Raw genomic sequence first — 20,126 nt, 5'->3', positions numbered from 1 at the left:
CGGCCGCGCCATCCGCCATCAGCGAGTGGCGCGGCGCTTCCACTTTCGCAGCGTGCGCAAGGCGAGCCAGGTCACCGGTATCACGACCGCAAGCGCTATCAGCAAATGCACGACGATGACGAGATCATCGCCCGACTCGCCGTCCCAGAATCCGGGAACATGCGTGACGAGCCAAGCCCACGTGCGCTCGGGTATCGGCAGTGCGAACGACTCGTGAGTGAGGCACAGCCGTGCAAGCGACACGGATGCCACGAGTACCCAAGCGGTCACCGCGGCTCGGTACGCGACTCGCTTCATTTGACTGTAATCGTGCCGTACGCACGCACGGAGGAGCCGGGGATCGGAACCGGCTTCTGCGCGGTCAGCAAGTTTCTCAGTCGCGCGTAATCGATCGTCGACTCGATGGTCACGCATCCCCTGCTGATTCCGTGCACGCCTTTGGGGGCGTGCCGACATGCGCGATTGCGCACCCTGTCGAGCGCCGGCTGAACGTCATGTGCGTCGCCGCAACAGGCTCGCCCCATACACGAGCGCGGACAGCGCGGTGATCCAGAAACTCGTCGGCCAGTCGGTGTGATACGCGAGCGCGATCCCGGCCCACGCTTCGAACAGCGCGAACAGCGCGGCGAGCAGCACGCCGGTCGACAGCCGCGTCGACACGTTCTGCGCGGCCGCGGCCGGCCCGACCAGCAGCGTGAACACGAGCAGCACGCCGACGATCTGCGTCGCCGCGGCCACCGCGAGCGCGCACACCGCGAGGAACAGCATCGACACCGTGCGCAGCGACACGCCCTTGGCTTCGGCCAGCTCGGGCTGCAGCGACGCGAACAGCAGCGGCCGCGCGATCAGCGCGAGCGCGACGAGGCTCACCGCGCCGATGCCGGCCAGCACCGCGAGCGTATCGTGGCTGACCGCGAGCACGTTGCCGAACAGCAGCGCGGTGACCTGCGTCGCGAACGACGTGTAGAAGTGCAGGAACAGCAGCCCGAAGCCGAGCGCGCCCGACAGGATCACGCCGATCGCGACGTCGCGGCCCGCGAGCCGTTCGCCGAGCGCGCCCATCCCGATCCCGGCCGCGAGCGTGAAGCCGACCATCCCCCAGATCGGCGAGATGCCGAGCAGCACCGCGCCGGTCGCGCCGGTGAAGCCGACGTGCGACAGCGCGTGGCCGGCGAAGGTTTGTCCGCGCAGCACCAGGAAGTAGCCGACGATGCCCGCGAGCACCGCGACGATCCCCGACGCGGCGAACGCGTTGATCATGAAGTCGTATTCAAACATCGTGCGAATGCCCGGGATGAGCGTGTCCGTGGTGGTGGTGACCGTGATCGTGATCGTGACCGCCGCCGCCGTGCGAGTGGCCGTCGTCGTCCTCGTGTTCGTGATCGTGCTTCTCGATTTCGACGTCGCCCGACATCACGAAGATCCTGCCGTTCACGCGCATCACGTCGATCGGCGAGCCGTAGAGCCGCGACAGCACGGGCTTCGTGATCACCTCGTCGACGGTGCCGAGCGCCGCGACGCCGTTGCCGAGATACAGCACGCGGTCGAGCGCGTTCAGCAGCGGATTCAGTTCGTGCGCGGAAAACAGCACGGTGATGCCGAGCTCGCGCTGGACGTTGCGCACGAGTTCGACGACGCCGCGCTGGTGGTTCGGGTCGAGGCTGATCAGCGGCTCGTCGAGCAGCAGCAGCTTCGGGCTGCCGAGCAGGCACTGCGCGAGCAGCAGGCGCTGCCGCTCGCCGCCCGACAGTTCCGACAGCGGCCGGCGCGCGAGCGTCGGGCCGCCGACGAGGTCGAGCACGCGGTCGACGTCGCGCCGCGTCGCGGCGTTGGTGTGCGGCAGCCCCCAGCGGTGGCCGTCGGCGGCCATCGCGACGAAGTCGTAGCCGCGCATCCGGCGATTCGCGAGGCCGCTTCTGATCTGCGGCATGTAGCCGATCGACGCGTTGCCGCGCACGACCGGCACGCCGCCGACCGACAGCGTGCCACCCGTGACGGGCACGAGGCCGAGCACCGCGCGCATCAGCGTCGTCTTGCCCGCGCCGTTCGGCCCGAGCACGCCGACGAATTCGCCGGGTTCGATCGAGAAGCTCACGTCGCGCAGGATCGTGCGTCCGCCCAGTTCGAGCGTGACGCGATCGAGTGCGAGTGCGTGGGGAGTGGCGGTCATGTCGTAGCGTGAATCATTTCTTGCCGGCGGAAAGCGCGGCCGCGAGCGCGTCGAGCTGGCCGGCCATCCATTGCTGGAAGGTCTTGCCGGCCGGTTGCGTCTCGGTGACGCTGACGCTCGGCACGCCGCCGTCGCGCGCGACCTTCAGCAGGCGCTTGGTCATCGGCGCTTCGGCCTGGCTGTTGTAGATCAGCACGCGCACCTGCTTCTTGCGCAGGTCGTTCTCGAACGCGGCGACGTCCTGCGCGCTGGCTTCGGTGTCGTTCATCGTCGCGAGCTGGAAGCGCTGGTTGCGCATGTCGAGGCCGATCGCATCCGACATGTAGCCGAACACCGGCTCGGTGGCCGTCACCGGCACGCCCTTGTACTGCGCGCGCAGCGCGGCGACCTTGTCGTCGATCGGCTTCAGCGACGCGACGAACTTCTGCAGGTTCGCGTCGTAGTCGGCCTTGTTCGCCGGGTCGGCCCGGCCGAGCTCGGCCGCGATCGCGCGCGCCGCGGCCGGCATGGTCGCCGGGTCGTACCACAGGTGCGGGTTGTCGCCGGCCTTCTTGCCGACGAGATCCGCGACGACGATCGTCGCGCGCTTCGCCTGCTTCGATGCGGACAGCAGCTTGGCCATCCACGGGTCGTAGTTCGCGCCGTTGTAGATCACGACCTGCGCGTGCTGCAGCGCGCGCGCGGTCTTCGGGCTCGCTTCGAACAGGTGCGGATCCTGGTCGGGACTGCTGAGGATGCTGGTTACCGCGACATGGCGGCCGCCGATCTGCGACGCGACGTCGCCATAGAAATTCTCGGCGGCGACCACGTTGACGGTCGCGGCCTGCGCGAACGCGGGCGCCGCGATCGACAGCGCGGCAGCAGCAGCGGCCAGCAGGCGGGCAAGCGGCAGGGCGCGCCGCGGCGCGCGCTTCAGGGCAATGGACATGGAACTCCTCGTTGGAAGGGGCGGCGCCGTGCGCCGCGCGGTGCGGTGTCAGCGTTGCGCGGGCTTGCCCTTGCAGTGCCCGCACAGGCCGTTCAGCTCGACGACCTGGTGGTGGACTTCGAACCCGTGCGCGGGCTCGCTCGCGGACAACTGTTTCGCGAGGTCGCTGCCCGGGATCTCGACGGTCTCGCCGCACGAATCGCAGATCAGGAACTGGCCTTCGTGCGGCACGCCGATCTCGCAGCACGCGAAGAACGCGTTCTTCGATTCGATCCGGTGGATGAAGCCGTGCTCGACGAGGAAATCCAGCGCGCGATAGACGGTCGTGGGCGGCACGCGGCCGCGTTGGGGCTCGAGCTCGGCGAGCAGGTCGTACGCGCCGATCGGGCGCTGCGCGGCCAGCACGCGTTCGTAGACCTGGCGGCGCAGCGGCGTCCACGCGAGCCCGTGCTCGGCGGCGAATGCGTCGGCCCGGGACAGCCGGGCGTCGATGGGCGATGAGGTGGCCATGGCGTGAAGCAGGCAATGAAACGAAGTATCGCGATGATATAACGTATCTCCATGCCGTGCAGCCCGAATTCCTGCCGATGCACGCGCTCTGTCCCCTTCAGCGCCGTTTCAGCCGCGCCGCACCCAGCCCGCCGCGCCTTGCCGGGCGCGGGTCGCCGGCCGGCGCACGGCGCGGCCGTGCCGCAGCGCATCATCGAAAGCCGCCGTGTCGCCTTGACAGCATGAATCGCGTATCCGATCATTCGATCAACAACAGAGCAATTGATCGGCCGGCGAGCGTTCGCTCACCTCGCGGCCTTCGTGCAGCAGAACGAACCGGAGACAACCAGTGAGACTGGCAGACAAGGTCGCGATCCTGACGGGCGCGGCAAGCGGTATCGGCGAAGCGGTCGCGCAACGCTATCTGGACGAGGGCGCGCGCTGCGTGCTGGTCGACGTGAAGCCGCCGAGCGGCTCGCTCGCGCGGCTGATCGAGCAAAATCCCGGCCGGGCGGTGGCCGTTACCGCGGACGTCACGCGCCGCGACGACATCGCGCGCATCGTCGCGACCGCGGTCGAGCGCTTCGGCGGCGTCGACATCCTGTTCAACAACGCGGCGCTGTTCGACATGCGCCCGCTCCTCGACGAATCCTGGGACGTGTTCGACCGGCTGTTCGCGGTCAACGTGAAAGGGCTGTTCTTCCTGATGCAGGCGGTCGCGCAGCGGATGGTCGAGCAGGGCCGCGGCGGCAAGATCGTCAACATGTCATCGCAGGCGGGGCGTCGCGGCGAGGCACTCGTTTCGCACTACTGCGCGACCAAGGCCGCGGTGATCAGCTATACGCAGTCGGCCGCGCTCGCGCTCGCACCGCACCGGATCAACGTGAACGGCATCGCGCCGGGCGTGGTCGACACGCCGATGTGGGAGCAGGTCGATGCGTTGTTCGCGCGCTACGAGAACCGGCCGCTCGGCGAGAAGAAGCGGCTCGTAGGCGTTGCCGTGCCGCTCGGGCGGATGGGCGTGCCGGGCGACCTGACGGGCGCCGCGCTGTTCCTCGCGTCGGCCGACGCCGACTACATCACCGCCCAGACGCTGAACGTCGACGGCGGCAACTGGATGAGCTGAAGTGGCGCCGCTCGCACGCTTACCCCTGGCGTTCGTGCCGCGCGCGGCCGCCGCCGAACGAGGACACGCATGATGGCGGAGATCGTGGTTGCCGGCGAACTGCTGGCCGAATTCGTCGCCGCCGAGCGCGGCCAGGGCTTCGACGTGCCGGGCCTGTTCGCGGGCCCGTTCCCGAGCGGCGCGCCGGCGATCTTCGCCGACCAGGCCGCGCGGCTCGGCGTGCGCGTCGCGTATGCGGGCTGCGTCGGCCGCGACGCGTTCGGCGACGCGATCGTCGCGCGGCTCGAGCGCGATGGCGTCGACGTCGCGCGCATCCGTCGCGTCGCACGTCCGACCGGCACCGCGTTCGTCGCGTATCGCGACGACGGTTCGCGCAGCTTCGTGTTCAGCCTGTCGACCAGCGCGGCCGCGTGCGTCGCCGCATCCGACGTCGACACCGCGATGTTCGACGGCTGCCGCTATTTCCACGTGATGGGCTCGTCGCTGACGAGCGAATCGGCGATCGCGGCGGTCCAGCGCGGCGTGATCGAGGCGGCGCGCGCCGGCGCGAAGGTGTCGTTCGACCCGAACGTGCGGCCCGAGATGCTGAGCTTCCGCCCGATGCGCGCGGCGCTCGACACGCTGCTCGCCGCGTGCCACCTGTTCCTGCCGAGCGAGGCCGACCTGCCGTTCTTCTGCGGGCCGCAGCCGGCCGAGCGCGCGATCGCCGGGCTGCTCGCGACGCATCCGCTGCTCGAACGCGTCGTGCTCAAGCGCGGCGCGGCCGGCAGCGTGGCGTTCGACCGCGCGAGCCGCGTCGACGCGCCGGCTTATCCCGTCGACGAACGCGACCCGACCGGCGCCGGCGACTGCTTCGGCGGCACGCTGGTCGCGAGTCTCGTCACCGGCCTGCCGATCGACGTCGCACTGCGCCGCGCGAACGCGGCCGGCGCGATCGCGGTCACGCGGCGCGGCCCGATGGAGGGCAACAGCAGCGCGGCCGAGATCGACCGCTTCCTGACCGAACGAGGTGTCGCATGCCCGGCCTGACTTCCACTGCCGAACGCCCGCGCAGCGCGCACGCCGGCGCCGTGCTGCGGATGATCTTCGACGCGAACCGCGCGCAGGCGCAGCGCGGCATCTATTCGGTCTGCAGCGCGCACCGGCTCGTGCTGGAGGCCGCGTGCGAGGCCGCGCGCGCGGACGGCTCGCCGCTCCTGATCGAGGCGACCTGCAACCAGGTGAACCATCTCGGCGGCTATACGGGCATGACGCCCGCCGATTTCCGGCGCGACGTCGATGCGATCGCGCAGCGCTGCGGGCTCGCGCCGTCGGCGCTGGTGCTCGGCGGCGACCATCTGGGACCGAACCCGTGGCGGCACCGCCGCGCGGCCGACGCGATGCGCGAAGCGGCCGCGATGGTCGCCGCGTATGTCGAAGCCGGGTTCGAGAAGATCCATCTCGATGCGAGCATGGCGTGTGCGGACGATCCGGCGCGGCTCGACGACCGGACGATCGCCGCGCGCGCGGCCGGGCTGTGCCGCGCGGCCGAAGACGCGGCGGCGCGCGCCGGCGTCGCGCCCGTCTACGTGATCGGCACCGAGGTGCCGACGCCGGGCGGCGAAGTGGCCGGCGACGCAGCCGGCGATGCGATCGCGCGGATCGCGGTCACGCGCAGCGACAGCATCGCGGCGACGCTCGACGCGCATCGCAGCGCATTCGCGGCGGCCGGGCTCGACGACGCATGGACGCGCGTGGTCGCGATCGTCGCGCAGCCGGGCGTCGATTTCGACGATCGCCACGTGCTCGACTACGACAGCGCGAAGGCCGCATCGCTCGGTGCAAGCATCCTGCGCACGCCGCGCCTCGTGTTCGAAGCGCATTCGACCGACTACCAGACCGAAGGCGCGCTCGCCGCGCTCGTGCGCGACCACTTCGCGGTGCTGAAGGTTGGCCCCGCGCTGACCTTCGCGCTGCGCGAGGCGCTGTTCGCGCTCACCTTCATCGAGGACGCGCTGATCGGCGACGGCGCGCAGCGCTCGCGGTTGCGCGACGTGGTCGACGCCGCGATGCGCGCGCAGCCCGAGCACTGGGCGCCGTACTACCGCGGCGACGAGACCGAGCAGCGGCTCGCGCGCCAGTTCAGCTACAGCGACCGGATCCGCTACTACTGGCTGCAGCCGGCCGTCGCGGCGGCGGTCGAGCAGTTGTTCGACAACCTCGCGCGGCAGCCGGTGCCCGAAACGCTCGTCGCGCAGTGGCTGCCGGACGTGTACGCGGCGTGCCGCGCGGGTGGCCTCGCGAAGGAGCCGCGCGCCTGGGTGCGCCACCGGATACGCGACGTGATCGCGCACTATGCGCGCGCGTGCGGGATGCAGCGGCCGGCGTGACGGGCCGCGAAGGAAGTGCAGCAACGCGACACACGCAATACGCAATACGCAACACCGACGACAGTTCGAACAATCACAGGAGACATGCCATGCAACGAAAGATGCTCGATGCCGCCGTACGCTGCTTCGCCGGGGCCGCGCTCGCGACGGCCGCGTGCGCGGCGTCCGCCGGCACGCTGACGATCGCGACGCTGAACAACCCGGACATGATCGAGTTGAAGAAGCTGTCGCCGGCGTTCGAGAAGGCGAACCCGGATATCAAGCTGAACTGGGTGATCCTCGAGGAGAACGTGCTGCGCCAGCGCGCGACCACCGACATCACGACCGGCAGCGGCCAGTTCGACGTGATGGCGATCGGCACCTACGAGACGCCGCAGTGGGGCAAGCGCGGCTGGCTCGCGCCGATCACGGGGCTGCCCGCCGACTACGACCTGAACGACATCGTGAAGACCGCGCGCGACAGCCTGTCGTACAACGGTCAGCTGTATGCGCTGCCGTTCTACGTCGAGAGCTCGATGACGTTCTACCGCAAGGACCTGTTCGCGGCGAAGGGGCTCAAGATGCCCGACCAGCCGACCTACGACCAGATCGCCGAGTTCGCGGACAAGCTCACCGACAAGGCGAAGGGAACCTATGGCATCTGCCTGCGCGGCAAGGCCGGCTGGGGCGAGAACATGGCGTACGTGTCGACGGTCGTGAACACGTTCGGCGGGCGCTGGTTCGACGAGAACTGGAACGCGCAGCTCACGTCGCCGGAATGGAAGAAGGCGATCGGCTTCTACGTGAACCTGCTGAAGAAGGACGGCCCGCCGGGAGCGAGCTCGAACGGCTTCAACGAGAACCTGACCCTGACCGCGTCGGGCAAGTGCGCGATGTGGATCGACGCGACGGTCGCGGCCGGGATGCTCTATAACAAACAGCAGTCGCAGGTCGCCGACCGGATCGGCTTCGCCGCCGCGCCGGTCGCCGCCACGCCGAAGGGCTCGCACTGGCTGTGGGCGTGGGCGCTGGCCGTGCCGAAGACGTCGAAGCAGCAGGACGCCGCGCGCAAGTTCATCGCGTGGGCGACGTCGAAGCAGTACATCGAGATGGTCGGCAAGGACGAAGGCTGGGCGTCGGTGCCGCCGGGCACCCGCACGTCGACCTACCAGCGCGCCGAGTACAAGGCTGCCGCGCCGTTCTCGGACTTCGTGCTGAAGGCGATCGAGACGGCCGACCCGAACGATCCGTCGCTGAAGAAGGTGCCGTACACGGGTGTGCAGTACGTCGGGATTCCTGAATTCCAGTCGTTCGGCACGGTGGTCGGGCAGGCGATCGCGGGTGCGGTGGCCGGCCAGATGACGGTCGACCAGGCGCTCGCCGCCGGGCAGGCGGCGGCCGACCGCGCGGTCCGGCAGGCCGGCTACAAGAAGTAACGCGGCTGGCACCGTGCGCGCCGCCGCGCACGGTGCGCGTCGCCGATGCAGAAAGGCGGGCCGCCCGTTCGTGCCCGCGTCTCAACCGGAGGGACTCCGATCATGCGTCATTTGCGTCTTCCCCTGAGCCACGCGTCGCCGGTCGGCGACGCATCGTCGCCGCCGGGCGCGCCGCGCCGCGCGCGCGGCGGCGCCAGCTGGCTCGTGTCGCCGTCCGTCGCGGTGCTGCTGCTGTGGATGTCGATCCCGCTCGCGATGACGATCTGGTATTCGTTCTCGCGCTACAACCTGCTGAACCCGGACGTGAAGGGCTTCGCCGGGATCGACAACTACCGCTTCCTCGCGACCGATCCGTCGTTCCTGCCCGCGATCTGGCACACGCTCGTGCTGATCGGCGCGGTGCTCGCGATCACCGTGGTCGGCGGCGTGCTGATGGCCGTGCTGTTCGACCGCAAATTCTACGGGCAAGGCGTGGCCCGCCTGCTCGCGATCGCGCCGTTCTTCGTGATGCCGACGGTCGCCGCGCTGATCTGGAAGAACATGATCCTGCATCCGGTGTACGGGCTCGTCGCGAACGCGATGCGCGCGCTCGGGATGACGCCGATCGACTGGTTCGCCGATTATCCGCTCACCGCCGTGATCATCATCGTCGCGTGGCAGTGGCTGCCGTTCGCGTTCCTGATCCTGTTCACCGCGATCCAGTCGCTCGACCAGGAGCAGAAGGAAGCCGCGCGCATCGACGGCGCGGGCCCGATCGCGATGTTCTTCTACATCACGCTGCCGCACCTGAAGCGCGCGATCGCCGTGGTCGTGATGATGGAGACGATCTTCCTGCTGTCGATCTTCGCGGAGATCTACACGACGACGGGCGGCGGCCCGGGCGATGCGACGACCAACCTGTCGTACCTGATCTATGCGCTCGGCCTGCAGCAGTTCGACGTCGGCCTCGCATCCGCGGGCGGGATCATCGCCGTCGTGGTCGCGAACGTCGTGTCGTTCTTCCTGGTGCGGATGCTCGCGCGCAACCTGAAGGGGGAGTACGAGAAATGAGCGACCTGACTTTGGAAGGCCGGCGCGCGCCGGCTGCATTCGACCTCGTGCGGCGCGCGCTGCCCGGTGCGCTCGCGTGGCTGCTCGCGCTGCTGCTGTTCTTCCCGCTCTTCTGGATGGCGATCACCGCGTTCAAGACCGAGCAGCAGGCGTATGCGTCGACGCTGTTCTTCATGCCGACGCTCGACAGCTTCCGCGAGGTGTTCGCGCGCAGCAACTACTTCTCGTTCGCGTGGAACTCGGTGCTGATCTCGGCCGGCGTCACGGTGATCTCGCTGCTGCTCGCGGTGCCGGCGGCCTACGCGATGGCGTTCTTCCCGAACCACCGCACGCAGAAGGTGCTGCTGTGGATGCTGTCGACCAAGATGATGCCGTCGGTCGGCGTGCTCGTGCCGATCTACCTGCTGTGGAAGAACGCGGGGCTGCTCGATACCGTGTCGGGCCTCGTGATCGTGTACACGCTGATCAACCTGCCGATCGCGGTGTGGATGACCTTCACGTACTTCAACGAGATCCCGAAGGACATCCTCGAAGCGGGGCGCATCGACGGCGCGTCGACGTGGCAGGAGATCGTCTACCTGCTGATGCCGATGGCGCTGCCGGGGCTCGCGTCCACCGCGCTGCTGCTCGTGATCCTGTCGTGGAACGAGGCGTTCTGGAGCATCAACCTGTCGAGCTCGAACGCCGCGCCGCTGACCGTGTTCATCGCGTCGTACTCGAGCCCCGAGGGGCTGTTCTGGGCGAAGCTGTCCGCGGCTTCCCTGCTCGCGGTCGCGCCGATCCTGATCGTCGGCTGGCTGTCGCAGAAGCAGCTCGTGCGCGGGCTCACGTTCGGGGCGGTCAAATGAGCGCTACCGGCGAAGGTGCGGCCGGCGAACGCGCGTTCGGTCACGGGATGAACGTGCTGATCTGCGACTGCGACGGCGTGCTGATCGACAGCGAGGCCGTCGCCGCCGACGTGATCGTGCGCGAGCTCGATGCGCGCTGGCCGGGTGTCGACGCGCGGCCGGCGGTGATGCCGCTGCTCGGGCTGCGCATCGAGCGCGTGCTGGCCGGCGCGGGCGAGGCCGTCGGCCGCACGCTGTCGGCCGGCGACGTCGACGCGATCCGCCGCGCGGTCGAGGCGGCGGCCGTCAACGCGCCGATGGTCGACGGCATCGACAAGGCCCTCGCGGCGCTCAACCTGACGACCGCGTGCGCGAGCAACAGCTACCGCGCGTACGTCGAGGCGGCGCTCGCGCGCACCGGCCTCGCGCGCTTCTTCGGCGACCGGCTGTTCTGCGCGGACGCCGTGGCGAGGCCGAAGCCGGCGCCCGACGTGTATCTCGCGGCCGCGCGTGCGCTCGGCGCGGTGCCCGCGCAGTGCCTCGTCGTCGAGGACAGCGTGACCGGCATCACCGCGGCCGCCGCGGCCGGCATGACCGTGCTCGGCTTCGTCGGCGGCGGGCATGCGTCGGCCGCGCAGATCGACGCGTTGCGCGGGATCGGCGCGCGTCACGTATTCGACGACATGCACGAGCTGCCCGGCTACGTCGCGCGCTGGCAGGCGACTGGCGCGGTGCTGCCGGGCTAGCAACCAGGAACGAATGCGCGCCGCCTTCAACGCGGCGCATCACGAACGAACGGAGACAGACCATGGCAAGCGTGCTCCTGCGCAACATCGCGAAGCGCTACGACGACACCGAAGTGCTGCGCAACGTGAACCTCGACATCGCCGACGGCGAATTCGTCGTGTTCGTCGGGCCGAGCGGCTGCGGCAAATCCACGCTGATGCGGATGATCGCCGGGCTCGAGGACATCTCGAGCGGCGAGCTGCTGATCGACGGCGCGAAGGTCAACGACGTGCCGAGCGCCAAGCGCGGCATCGCGATGGTGTTCCAGTCGTATGCGCTGTACCCGCACATGACGCTGTACGACAACATGGCGTTCGGCCTGAAGCTCGCCGGCGCGAAGAAGCCCGAGATCGACCAGGCGGTGAAGCAGGCCGCGAAGATCCTGCACATCGACCACCTGCTCGACCGCAAGCCGAAGCAGCTGTCGGGCGGCCAGCGGCAGCGCGTCGCGATCGGCCGCGCGATCACGCGCAAGCCGAAGGTGTTCCTGTTCGACGAGCCGTTGTCGAACCTCGACGCGGCGCTGCGCGTGAAGATGCGGCTGGAATTCGCGCGGCTGCACGACGAGCTGAAGACCACGATGATCTACGTGACGCACGACCAGGTCGAGGCGATGACGCTCGCCGACAAGATCGTCGTGCTGTCGGGCGGCGCGGTGCAGCAGGTCGGCACGCCGAACGCGCTGTACCACGCGCCGGCCAACCAGTTCGTCGCGGGCTTCATCGGCTCGCCGAAGATGAACTTCCTGAAAGGCACCGTCGAGTCGGTCGACGCGGCCGGCGTGCTGGTGCGCTTCGGCAGCGGCGAGACGCAGCGCGTCGCGGTCGAGGCGGCCGGACTGCTGCGCGGCGCGGCGGTGACCGTCGGCGTGCGGCCCGAACATCTGATGGTGGGGCAGGCGGAGACCGGCGTGGCCGCGCGGACGATGGCCGTCGAATCGCTCGGCGATGCCGCGTACCTGTATGCGGAGTCGGCGGTCGCGCCGGACGGGCTGATCGCGCGGATTCCGCCGCTCGACACGTACCGCACCGGCGAGGCGCTGCACGTGCATGCGCAGGCCGAGCACTGCCACCTGTTCGACGAGCAAGGTCAGGCGTTCCGGCGCTTGAGCGCGCACGCGAAGGCGGCGTGAGGGCGCGCGCCGGTCAGAGCCGCAGGTGGTCGGCCATGTAATCGACGAAGGCGCGCAGTTTCGGCGTCGGATGGCGGCCTGACGGCCACAGGACGTAGATCGGCGTGCAGCTCGCGACGTGTTCGTCGAGCACCGCGCACAACGTGCCGTCGTCGAGCGCGTCGCGCACGAAGAACTCGGGCAGGCACGCGATGCCGAGCCCGCGCAGCGTGAAGCACAGGCGCGCTTCCGCGCTGTTGCTGACCATCGCGACCGGCACCTCGGGCGGCGTACTCGCATGCGGCACGCGCAGCGGCCAGGTCTCGAGCTTGCCGCTGCTCGGAAAGCGGTAGTGCAGGCAGCGATGCTGCGCGAGATCGGCCGGCGTGCGCGGCGTGCCGTGCCGCGCGAGGTAGTCGGGCGACGCGACGAGGTGCTGGCGGAAATGGCGGAGCAGCCGCGACGACAGCCGCGAATCCGTCGGCTGGCCGGTGCGCAGCACCGCGTCGAAGCCTTCTTCGACGACGTCGACGAGGCGGTCGCTGAAATCGATGTCGAGTTCGATCTCCGGATATGCGGCCATGAAATCGGCGAGCAGCGGCAGCAGCAGCGTGCCGATCGTCGGCAGGCTCACGCGCAGGCGCCCGCGCGGCGCTTCGGCGCTGTGCGTCAGTTCCTGCTCGGCCGCGTCGATCTCGGCGATCACGCGCCGGCACCGTTCCAGGAAGCGCGTGCCTTCCGCGGTCAGCGTGATGCTGCGCGTGCTGCGGTGAAAGAGGCGCACGTTCAGCCGCGCCTCGAGCCGCGCGATGCGCTTGCCGATCGCCGACGCCGACAGCCCGAGCGCGCGGCCGGCCGCGACGAAACTGCGCGTTTCCGCGACCTGGACGAACACGACGAAGCCGCCAAGATTTTCCATGCTGGTTCTCGATTGCGGACATCGATGTCCGGAGTGTCCGGAACTCTAACCCGGTTTTTCTTCTCGCGCCGGCTCCCTACGATGGGCGTTCCTTCACTGTTCGAGGTCACGCCATGTCATCCCTGCCTGTCACCGCCCACCGCGCCGAACCGGATGCCGACGCCGCGCTGCCCGAGCGCCTCGACACCGCGCTCGATCGCGCGCTGGCCGATGCGCGCGTGGTCGGCGCGGTCGTGCTGGTCGCCCGCCACGGCCAACTTCGCTATGCGCGCGCGGCCGGTCTGGCCGATCGCGAGGCCGGCACGCCGATGCGGGAGGACACGCTGTTCCGGCTCGCATCGGTATCGAAGCCGATCGTGACGGCCGCCGCGATGCGGCTGGTCGCGGCGGGGCGCATCGGGCTCGACGAGCCGGTCGCGCGCTGGTTGCCCGCGTTCCGGCCGACGCTGCCCGACGGCACGCCGGCCGACATCACGTTGCGTCATCTGCTGTCGCATACGGCCGGGCTCGGCTACCGCTTCCTCGAAGCCGACGCCGACGGCCCGTATGCGCGTGCCGGCGTGTCCGACGGGATGGACCGCGCGGACCTGTCGCTCGCGGAGAACGTGCGGCGCATCGCCGGCGTGCCGCTGCGGTTCGCGCCCGGCACGTCGTGGGACTACTCGCTCGCGACCGACGTGGTCGGCGCGCTGATCGAGGCGGTCGACGGCCGGCCGCTCGCCGAAGCCGTGGCCGCGCTCGTCACGACGCCGCTCGGGATGACCGACACCGCGTTCTTCTCGCACGACGCCGCGCGCTTCGCGACGCCGTACGTCAGCACGCCGGGCGCGCCGCGCCGGATGGCCGACGACGATCTCGCGCCGGTGTACGACGGCACGGTCGGCATCCGCTTCGCGCCGGCGCGCGCGTTCGACGCGGCCGCGTGGCCGTCGGGCGGCGCGGGAATGGTGGGCACCGCGCGCGACTGCATGACGCTGCTCGATGCGTTGCGCACCGGCCGCGACGGCTGGCTCGCGCGCCGCTGGATCGATGAGATGGCGCGCGTGCAGCCGGGCGCGCACGACCTGCCGGACGCGCCGGGATTCGGTTTCGGGCTCGGTTTTTCGGTGCTGCGCGATCCGGCGGCCGCGCAGTCGCCGGAGTCGGTCGGCACGTGGCGCTGGGGCGGTGCGTACGGGCATGCGTGGTTCGTCGACCGCGCGGCCGGGCTGACGGTCGTCGCGCTGACCAATACGTTGTACGAAGGGATGCACGGGCGTGTCGTCACCGACGTGCGCGACGCGGTGTATGGCGTCGACGACCGGAGCGCGGCATGAGCGAGTGCGTATCCGTTCCCGACCGCGCTTCCGACCGCGTCGCCGACCCGGCGTCCGGTCTGTCCGCACTGGTGCGCGAACGCCTGCCGGTCGCGAACCTGCTGGCGCTCGCCACCGCCGGGTTCATCACGATCCTCACCGAAGCGTTGCCGGCCGGCTTGCTCCCGTTGATGAGCATCGACCTGCGCGTGACCGAGGCGTTGATCGGCCAGCTCGTGACCGTCTACGCGCTCGGCTCGATCGTCGCGGCGATCCCGCTCGTCGCCGCGACGCGCGCGATGCGCAGGCGCCGGCTGCTGCTCGCGGCGCTTGCCGGGTTCGTCGTGTCGAATGCATTGACGGCCGCGTCGCCGTATTACGCGCTCACGCTCGCCGCGCGCTTCGTCGCGGGCATGTCGGCCGGGCTGTTGTGGGCGCTCTTGGCCGGCTATGCGAGCCGGATGGTCGACGCATCGCTGCGCGGCCGGGCGATCGCGGTCGCGATGCTCGGCGCGCCGGTCGCGATGTCGATCGGCATCCCGGCCGGCACCGCGCTCGGCGCGATGTTCGGCTGGCGCATCGCGTTCGCGGGCATCACGGTCGCGGCGCTCGCGCTGATCGGCTGGATCCGGTTGCGCGTGCCCGACTATCCGGGACAGCCCGCCGGCGCCCGCGAGCCGGTGCTCGGCGTGATCGCACTGCCCGGCGTGGGGCCGGTGCTGGTCGTGATGTTCGCCTATGTGCTCGCGCACAACATGCTGTACACGTACGTTGCGCCGTTCCTTGCCGGCGTGCGGATGGGCGCGCAGGTCGATGCGGCGCTGTTCGTGTTCGGTATCGCGTCGCTGGTCGGCATTGCGCTGACGGGCGCATGGATCGGCGCCGCGCAGCGGCGGCTGACGCTCGCGAGCATCGCGCTGTTCGCGCTTGCGGCGGCGATGCTCGGTGCCGGGTCCGGGATGACGATCGTTTATGCGGGTGTCGCGCTGTGGGGGCTCGCGTTCGGCGGCGCGCCGACGCTGTTCCAGACGGCCACCGCGAACGCGGCGGGCGATGCGGCCGACGTCGCGCAGTCGATGCTCGTGACGGTGTGGAACCTCGCGATCGCGGGCGGCGGCATCGCGGGCGGGATGCTGCTCGGCGCGACGGGCGCGGGCGCGATTCCGTGGGTGCTGGTCGTGCTGCTGGCGGCTGCGTGGCTCGGCGCATGGCGCGCGCGCCGGCATGCGTTTCCGGCGCCGCGCGCGGCCGCGTGAGCGTGCGGAGGCGTCAGGCCGCCTTCGCGTCGAGCGCCGCGCGTGCGCAGGTTTCGTCGGTGACGAGCCCCGACAGCCAGCCGCCGCGCAGCGCGGCGATCACCGCGTCGCGCTTCTTCGGGCCGCCCGCGAACGCGATCGTCGGGCGCTTCGGCGGCGCGTCGAGCGCGACGCTCGTCACGCGCGCGCTCGTCGACACGTCGACGAGCCGGCCCTGCGCATCGATCGGCACGCCGAGCAGTTCGGCTACCGCGCCGAGCGCGGTCATCTCGTCGCGTTCCTGTTCGGTGATGAAGCCGTCCTCGTAGAGCGGGCAGTGCGGGCCGATGTTGCCGATCCCGACGAACGCGACGTCGGCCTGCGCCGACAGCGCGTCGACGATCCGGTACAGCCGGTGATTGCACCATTGCGCGCGCTCGGCGTCGCTGTCGGCGAACAGCGGCGCGGGCAGCAGGAAGTGCTTGCCGCCGGTTTTCTCGGAGATGTACTGCGCGACGTCGTAGCGGTTCGACGAGCCGTCGGCGGCGATCGCGCCGACCATCGACACGAGCCGGTGCTGCGGCCGCTCGATCTGCGCGATCTGCGCGACCGCCGCCTTCAGCGTCCGGCCGCTGCTGACGGCGATCACCATCGGGCGCGTCTCGTTCAGGTAGCGCTCCATCACCTGCGCGCCGGCGACCGCGAGCTTGCGGTCGATCGCTTCGGCCGCATCGGCATCGACGGGCACGACTTCGCACATCGTGAGCCCGTAGCGTTTCGACAACTGCGCGCCGAGCTCGAGGCAGTCGGCGAGCTGGTGATCGACGCGCACGCGGATCAGGTTCTTCTCGACCGCGAACGCGACGAGGCGCTGCGCGACCGGGCGCGACACCTGCAGCTTCTCGGCGATTTCGTTCTGCGTGTCGCCCGCGACGTAGTAGAGCCACGCGGCACGCGTGGCGAGATCGAGTTTTTCTGAGGACTTGGACACGATAGCGGTTCGGTTCGGATCTGGGGGGCCGCCCGCGGACCGGCCGTCGGGCGGCGCAATGGCATCCACTGTAACGCATGCGCGGCGTGCGGCCGACGGCCGCCCTGCGTCGCCGCCTACGCGAGCCGCGCGCGCGACGGTTCGTAAAGCGGGCGCACGTGGCGATACAGCGCGCGGAACGCGTCGAGGCGCTCGCGCAGCAGCGCATGACGCGCGGCGTCGGGCACGTATTCGGCGCGCACCGGCGGCTTGGTCAGCACGACTTGCGGATCGCCGCCGACGGCGAGCCAGCCCAGCCGCGCGGCGCCGAGTGCCGCACCCGTTTCGCCGCCGCCGTGCTGGCAGGTGCGCACGTCCAGCGCGTCGGCGATCAGCTGCGCCCAGAACGCGCTGCGCGCGCCGCCGCCGATCAGCGACAGCCGGTCGGTTTCGACGCCGGCCGCGTGCAGCGCGTCGAGGCCGTCCGCGAGGCCGAGCGTCACGCCTTCGAGCACCGCGTAGCCGAGATGCGCGCGCTCGGTCGCATGCGTCATCCCGAAGAACACGCCCTGCGCATACGGATCGTTGTGCGGCGTGCGTTCGCCGGACAGGTAGGGCAGGAACAGCGGCGCCGTCGCGAGTGCGTCCGCGTCGAGCGCCGCGATTTCGGCGAGCAGCGCCGGCTCGTCGGTGCCCGTCAGCTTGCAGACCCAGCGCAGGCAGCTCGCGGCCGACAGCACGACGCTCATCAGTTGCCAGCGATCGGGGATCGCGTGGCAGAACGCATGCACGGCCGACGCCGGATTCGGCATGAAGCGGTCGCCGACCACGCTCAGCACGCCCGACGTGCCGAGCGACACGAAGCCGTCGCCCGCGTGGATCGCGCCGATGCCGAGCGCGCTCGTCGCGTTGTCGCCGCCGCCGCCCGCCACCACGACGGCCTCCGACAGCCCGATTTCGCGCGCGACGTCGGCGCGCAGCGTGCCGGACGGCGCGTTGCCTTCGACGATGCGCGGCATCTGGTCGCGCGTCATGTCGCACGCGGCGAGCAGCGCGTCGGACCAGTCGCGGCGCGCGACGTCGAGCCACAACGTGCCGGCCGCGTCGGACGGATCGGACACCTTCGCGCCGGTGAGCCGGAAGCGCAGGTAGTCCTTCGGCATCAGCACGCAGGCCGTTGCGGCAAACACGTCGGGTTCGTGCTTCGCGACCCACAGCAGTTTCGGCGCGGTGAAGCCGGGCATCGCGAGGTTGCCGGCCAGCGCGTGGAGATCGGGCGCGCGTTCGGTGAGCAGCGCGCATTCGTCGGCGCTGCGCATGTCGTTCCACAGGATCGCGGGGCGCAGCACGCGGTCGTCGCGGCCGAGCAGCACCGCGCCGTGCATCTGGCCCGACAGGCCGATCCCGCGCACCTGCGCGAAGGCCTGCGGATGCCGTTCGCGCAGCGCCGCGAGCGCGGCGAGCGTGCCTTGCCACCAGTCGTCCGGATGCTGTTCCGCCCAGCGCGGGTGCGGCCGCGACACGCTGAACGGCGTGCCGGCGGTGCCGACCACGGTGCCGTCCGGAGCAAGCAGCAGCACCTTCACTTCCGAGGTGCCGAGGTCGATGCCGAGATACATGAGCGATCCGTTCCGTCAGTGAGGAGCCGCTACTTTAGCCGCACGCGCGCGCGCCTGCCAACGCAGGTTCGCCCGGATGCGCGGCCGCTCGCGGGCGGCCGGCTGCGAGGCCGCGGGCCGCCATGCGTCAGCGCTGCGCGAGCCATGCGTCGACGCGTGCGAGCCCGGCGCGCAGCGCGTCGAACAACGCCGCGTTGCCGGCGAGCGAGCCCCACAGCGCGCGGCTCGCGCACAGCGCGACGACCGGGTCGTCGGCCTCGACGATCGCCCGCGCGGCGCCGTCGTCCATCACGCCGTCCTGGTACGCATACGGCAGCAAGCCGCGCGCCCAGCGTTCGAGAAAGCGCAGGAACAGCGCCGGCAGCACCGCGGTGGCGACCGGCGCCGCGCCGCGAGCGAGCGATTCGGCGAGCGTCGGCGCGATGAAGCCGGGAATCTTCGAGAAGCCGTCGGCCGCGACGCGCTGGTTCGTGTCCAGCACGTACGGATTGCCGAACCGTTCGAGCACGACGTCGCGGTAGCGTTCGAGGTCGAGCGGGCTCGGGCTGAGACACGGGATCACGTCCTGCGTCACGTAGTCGTGCGCGAAGCGGCGGATCGCCGCGTCGTGCGTGCCTTCGTGGATGTACGTGTGGCCCGCGAGCGTGCCGGCCCACGCGATGCAGCTGTGCGTCGCGTTGAGGATGCGGATCTTCGCTTCCTCGTACGGATGCACGTCGTCGACCAGTTCCGCGCCGGCCAGCTCCCAGCGCGGCCGGCCCGCCGCGAAGCGGTCCTCGATCACCCACTGGATGAACGACTCGCCCATCACCGGACACGCGTCGTCGACGCCGGTTGCCGCGCGCACCCGTTCGCGCACGTCGGCGGTCGGGCGCGGCGTGATGCGGTCGACCATCGCGCTCGGTGTCGCGACGTTCGCATCGAACCACGCGAGCAGATCGGTCTCGCCGCGCCGCTCGAGGAATTCACGCATGCCCGCGCGAAAGCGCGCGCCGTTGTTGCGCAGGTTGTCGCAGCTCTGCAGTGTGAGCGGGCCCGCGCCGCGTTTCGCGCGTTCGGCGAGCAGCGCCGCGAGCGCGCCGTACAGCGTCGTGCGCGCGCCCTGCAGGTCGGCCGCGAGATCGGCGTTCGCGAGGTCGAGCCGGTTGTGTTCGTCGAGGTAGTAGCCGCCTTCGGTGACGGTGAACGACACGATCCGGCACGCCGGGTCGGCGCCGGCGTCGATCAGCGCGGCGAGATCGATCGACCACCGCAGTACGCGCGAGATCGCGCGGACCGTCTCGTACGCGCGCTCGCCCTGCGGCGTGACGGTTTCGAGCGTGTAGGCGCCGTGCTGCGCGGCGAGCGCGTCCATCGTCGCGCGCATGTCGTCGCGGATGTTGCCGACGGTCAGCGACCAGCGTTCGTCGGCCGGCACGGCCGCGTTCACGCGGTGCAGATACCACGCCTGGTGCGCGCGGTGGAACGAGCCTGCGCCGATGTGCAGCAGCACGGGCGCGTGGGCGGAGGGCGATTCGCTCATCCGGTGTCTCCTGTTCGTGCCAGTCTTTCCTGTCGAATACGATCATTTGCTCTTTATGTGAGCGAATGATCGTATTCGGGCGAGCGAAAGTCAAGGCGCGGGCGCGGCATTTCGATGGTGCGCTGCGGCGGCGCGTGGGCGGGGCGGGGCGGAAGCGGGGGCGGAAGGCGGAAGGCGTCAGCGTCCGTCGCGCATCGATGTGACGAGTTCGTCGAGCAGCGAGCGTGCTGGCCGCCCCGGCAGGGTGCCGTGACGCCGTCGGAACACGGTGAGCGTGAGTAGCGGATGGTGCGGC

19 protein-coding genes are annotated in these 20,126 nt (G+C 70.4%); 10 read left to right on the top strand and 9 right to left on the bottom strand.

Annotated features, from left to right (window positions below; all coding sequences use genetic code 11):
* Window positions 1-18 precede the first annotated feature (18 nt).
* The 5 genes from DID99_RS02960 to DID99_RS02935 all read right to left on the bottom strand — a co-directional run bounded on the left by DID99_RS02960 (window position 19) and on the right by DID99_RS02935 (window position 3,608).
* Complete coding sequence (locus DID99_RS02960; protein WP_124486939.1) at window positions 19-297, bottom strand: hypothetical protein; 279 nt, start codon at window positions 295-297, stop codon at window positions 19-21.
* Window positions 298-492: 195 nt separating this feature from the next.
* The gene (locus DID99_RS02950) at window positions 493-1,278 is read right to left on the bottom strand and encodes a metal ABC transporter permease (protein ID WP_044844479.1); all 786 of its coding nucleotides are present in this window, start codon (window positions 1,276-1,278) and stop codon (window positions 493-495) included.
* Window positions 1,271-2,170 (bottom strand): ABC transporter ATP-binding protein, encoded by a 900-nt coding sequence (locus DID99_RS02945; protein ID WP_124666042.1) that lies wholly within the window; start codon window positions 2,168-2,170, stop codon window positions 1,271-1,273. Before DID99_RS02945 ends, DID99_RS02950 begins: the two co-directional genes overlap by 8 nt.
* Before the next feature lie 13 nt (window positions 2,171-2,183).
* Window positions 2,184-3,098: a metal ABC transporter solute-binding protein, Zn/Mn family gene (locus DID99_RS02940; RefSeq protein ID WP_124666041.1), complete on the bottom strand. Its 915-nt coding sequence runs from the start codon at window positions 3,096-3,098 to the stop codon at window positions 2,184-2,186.
* Window positions 3,099-3,146: 48 nt separating this feature from the next.
* A complete protein-coding gene (locus tag DID99_RS02935) occupies window positions 3,147-3,608 on the bottom strand; it encodes a Fur family transcriptional regulator (protein WP_014896195.1) in 462 nt (153 codons plus the stop codon).
* A gap of 328 nt (window positions 3,609-3,936) precedes the next feature.
* Here DID99_RS02935 and DID99_RS02930 point away from each other — a divergent pair, with 328 nt between their 5' ends.
* The 8 genes from DID99_RS02930 to DID99_RS02895 all read left to right on the top strand — a co-directional run bounded on the left by DID99_RS02930 (window position 3,937) and on the right by DID99_RS02895 (window position 12,292).
* The gene (locus DID99_RS02930) at window positions 3,937-4,713 is read left to right on the top strand and encodes an L-iditol 2-dehydrogenase (RefSeq protein ID WP_124486942.1); all 777 of its coding nucleotides are present in this window, start codon (window positions 3,937-3,939) and stop codon (window positions 4,711-4,713) included.
* Between the two features lie 72 nt (window positions 4,714-4,785).
* Complete coding sequence (locus DID99_RS02925) at window positions 4,786-5,742, top strand: sugar kinase (protein ID WP_185733728.1); 957 nt, start codon at window positions 4,786-4,788, stop codon at window positions 5,740-5,742.
* The gene (locus tag DID99_RS02920) at window positions 5,730-7,082 is read left to right on the top strand and encodes a D-tagatose-bisphosphate aldolase, class II, non-catalytic subunit (protein WP_124522967.1); all 1,353 of its coding nucleotides are present in this window, start codon (window positions 5,730-5,732) and stop codon (window positions 7,080-7,082) included. The genes DID99_RS02925 and DID99_RS02920 overlap by 13 nt, the downstream gene beginning before the upstream one ends.
* Window positions 7,083-7,171: 89 nt before the next feature.
* Window positions 7,172-8,497, top strand: coding sequence for a sugar ABC transporter substrate-binding protein (locus tag DID99_RS02915; protein ID WP_044844474.1), 1,326 nt, complete (start codon window positions 7,172-7,174; stop codon window positions 8,495-8,497).
* Between the two features lie 102 nt (window positions 8,498-8,599).
* Window positions 8,600-9,547 carry a carbohydrate ABC transporter permease gene (locus DID99_RS02910; protein ID WP_044844473.1) on the top strand — a complete coding sequence of 316 codons (948 nt, stop codon included), beginning with the start codon at window positions 8,600-8,602 and terminating at the stop codon, window positions 9,545-9,547.
* Complete coding sequence (locus tag DID99_RS02905; protein WP_124666039.1) at window positions 9,544-10,395, top strand: carbohydrate ABC transporter permease; 852 nt, start codon at window positions 9,544-9,546, stop codon at window positions 10,393-10,395. Before DID99_RS02910 ends, DID99_RS02905 begins: the two co-directional genes overlap by 4 nt.
* Window positions 10,392-11,120, top strand: coding sequence for an HAD family phosphatase (locus DID99_RS02900; RefSeq protein ID WP_124522969.1), 729 nt, complete (start codon window positions 10,392-10,394; stop codon window positions 11,118-11,120). Before DID99_RS02905 ends, DID99_RS02900 begins: the two co-directional genes overlap by 4 nt.
* Before the next feature lie 62 nt (window positions 11,121-11,182).
* A complete protein-coding gene (locus DID99_RS02895; RefSeq protein WP_124570672.1) occupies window positions 11,183-12,292 on the top strand; it encodes an ABC transporter ATP-binding protein in 1,110 nt (369 codons plus the stop codon).
* Window positions 12,293-12,305: 13 nt separating this feature from the next.
* Here the strand turns inward: DID99_RS02895 and DID99_RS02890 are convergent, their stop codons facing one another.
* Window positions 12,306-13,190 carry a LysR family transcriptional regulator gene (locus DID99_RS02890; protein ID WP_124522973.1) on the bottom strand — a complete coding sequence of 295 codons (885 nt, stop codon included), beginning with the start codon at window positions 13,188-13,190 and terminating at the stop codon, window positions 12,306-12,308.
* A gap of 113 nt (window positions 13,191-13,303) precedes the next feature.
* Between DID99_RS02890 and DID99_RS02885 the strand changes: the two genes are divergently transcribed.
* Window positions 13,304-14,506, top strand: coding sequence for a serine hydrolase (locus tag DID99_RS02885; protein ID WP_124570671.1), 1,203 nt, complete (start codon window positions 13,304-13,306; stop codon window positions 14,504-14,506).
* Complete coding sequence (locus DID99_RS02880; RefSeq protein WP_124570670.1) at window positions 14,503-15,741, top strand: MFS transporter; 1,239 nt, start codon at window positions 14,503-14,505, stop codon at window positions 15,739-15,741. Before DID99_RS02885 ends, DID99_RS02880 begins: the two co-directional genes overlap by 4 nt.
* A gap of 13 nt (window positions 15,742-15,754) precedes the next feature.
* On the opposite strand, the gene DID99_RS02875 is transcribed toward DID99_RS02880, so the two are convergent.
* From DID99_RS02875 to dalD, 3 genes are all read right to left on the bottom strand, one after another.
* On the bottom strand, window positions 15,755-16,711 hold the full coding sequence (locus tag DID99_RS02875) for a sugar-binding transcriptional regulator (protein WP_044844466.1): 957 nt from the start codon (window positions 16,709-16,711) through the stop codon (window positions 15,755-15,757).
* 116 nt (window positions 16,712-16,827) lie between these two features.
* Window positions 16,828-18,309, bottom strand: coding sequence for a xylulokinase (xylB, locus tag DID99_RS02870; RefSeq protein WP_124570669.1), 1,482 nt, complete (start codon window positions 18,307-18,309; stop codon window positions 16,828-16,830).
* A 127-nt stretch (window positions 18,310-18,436) separates the two neighbouring features.
* Window positions 18,437-19,831: a D-arabinitol 4-dehydrogenase gene (gene dalD / locus DID99_RS02865; protein ID WP_124570668.1), complete on the bottom strand. Its 1,395-nt coding sequence runs from the start codon at window positions 19,829-19,831 to the stop codon at window positions 18,437-18,439.
* Window positions 19,832-20,126 lie beyond the last annotated feature (295 nt).

It is taken from the genome of Burkholderia sp. Bp8986, from assembly GCF_003854225.1.
Classification (GTDB): domain Bacteria; phylum Pseudomonadota; class Gammaproteobacteria; order Burkholderiales; family Burkholderiaceae; genus Burkholderia.
The sequence above is the reverse complement of the archived record's forward strand: the minus strand, read 5'-3'. Positions and strand labels throughout refer to the sequence as shown.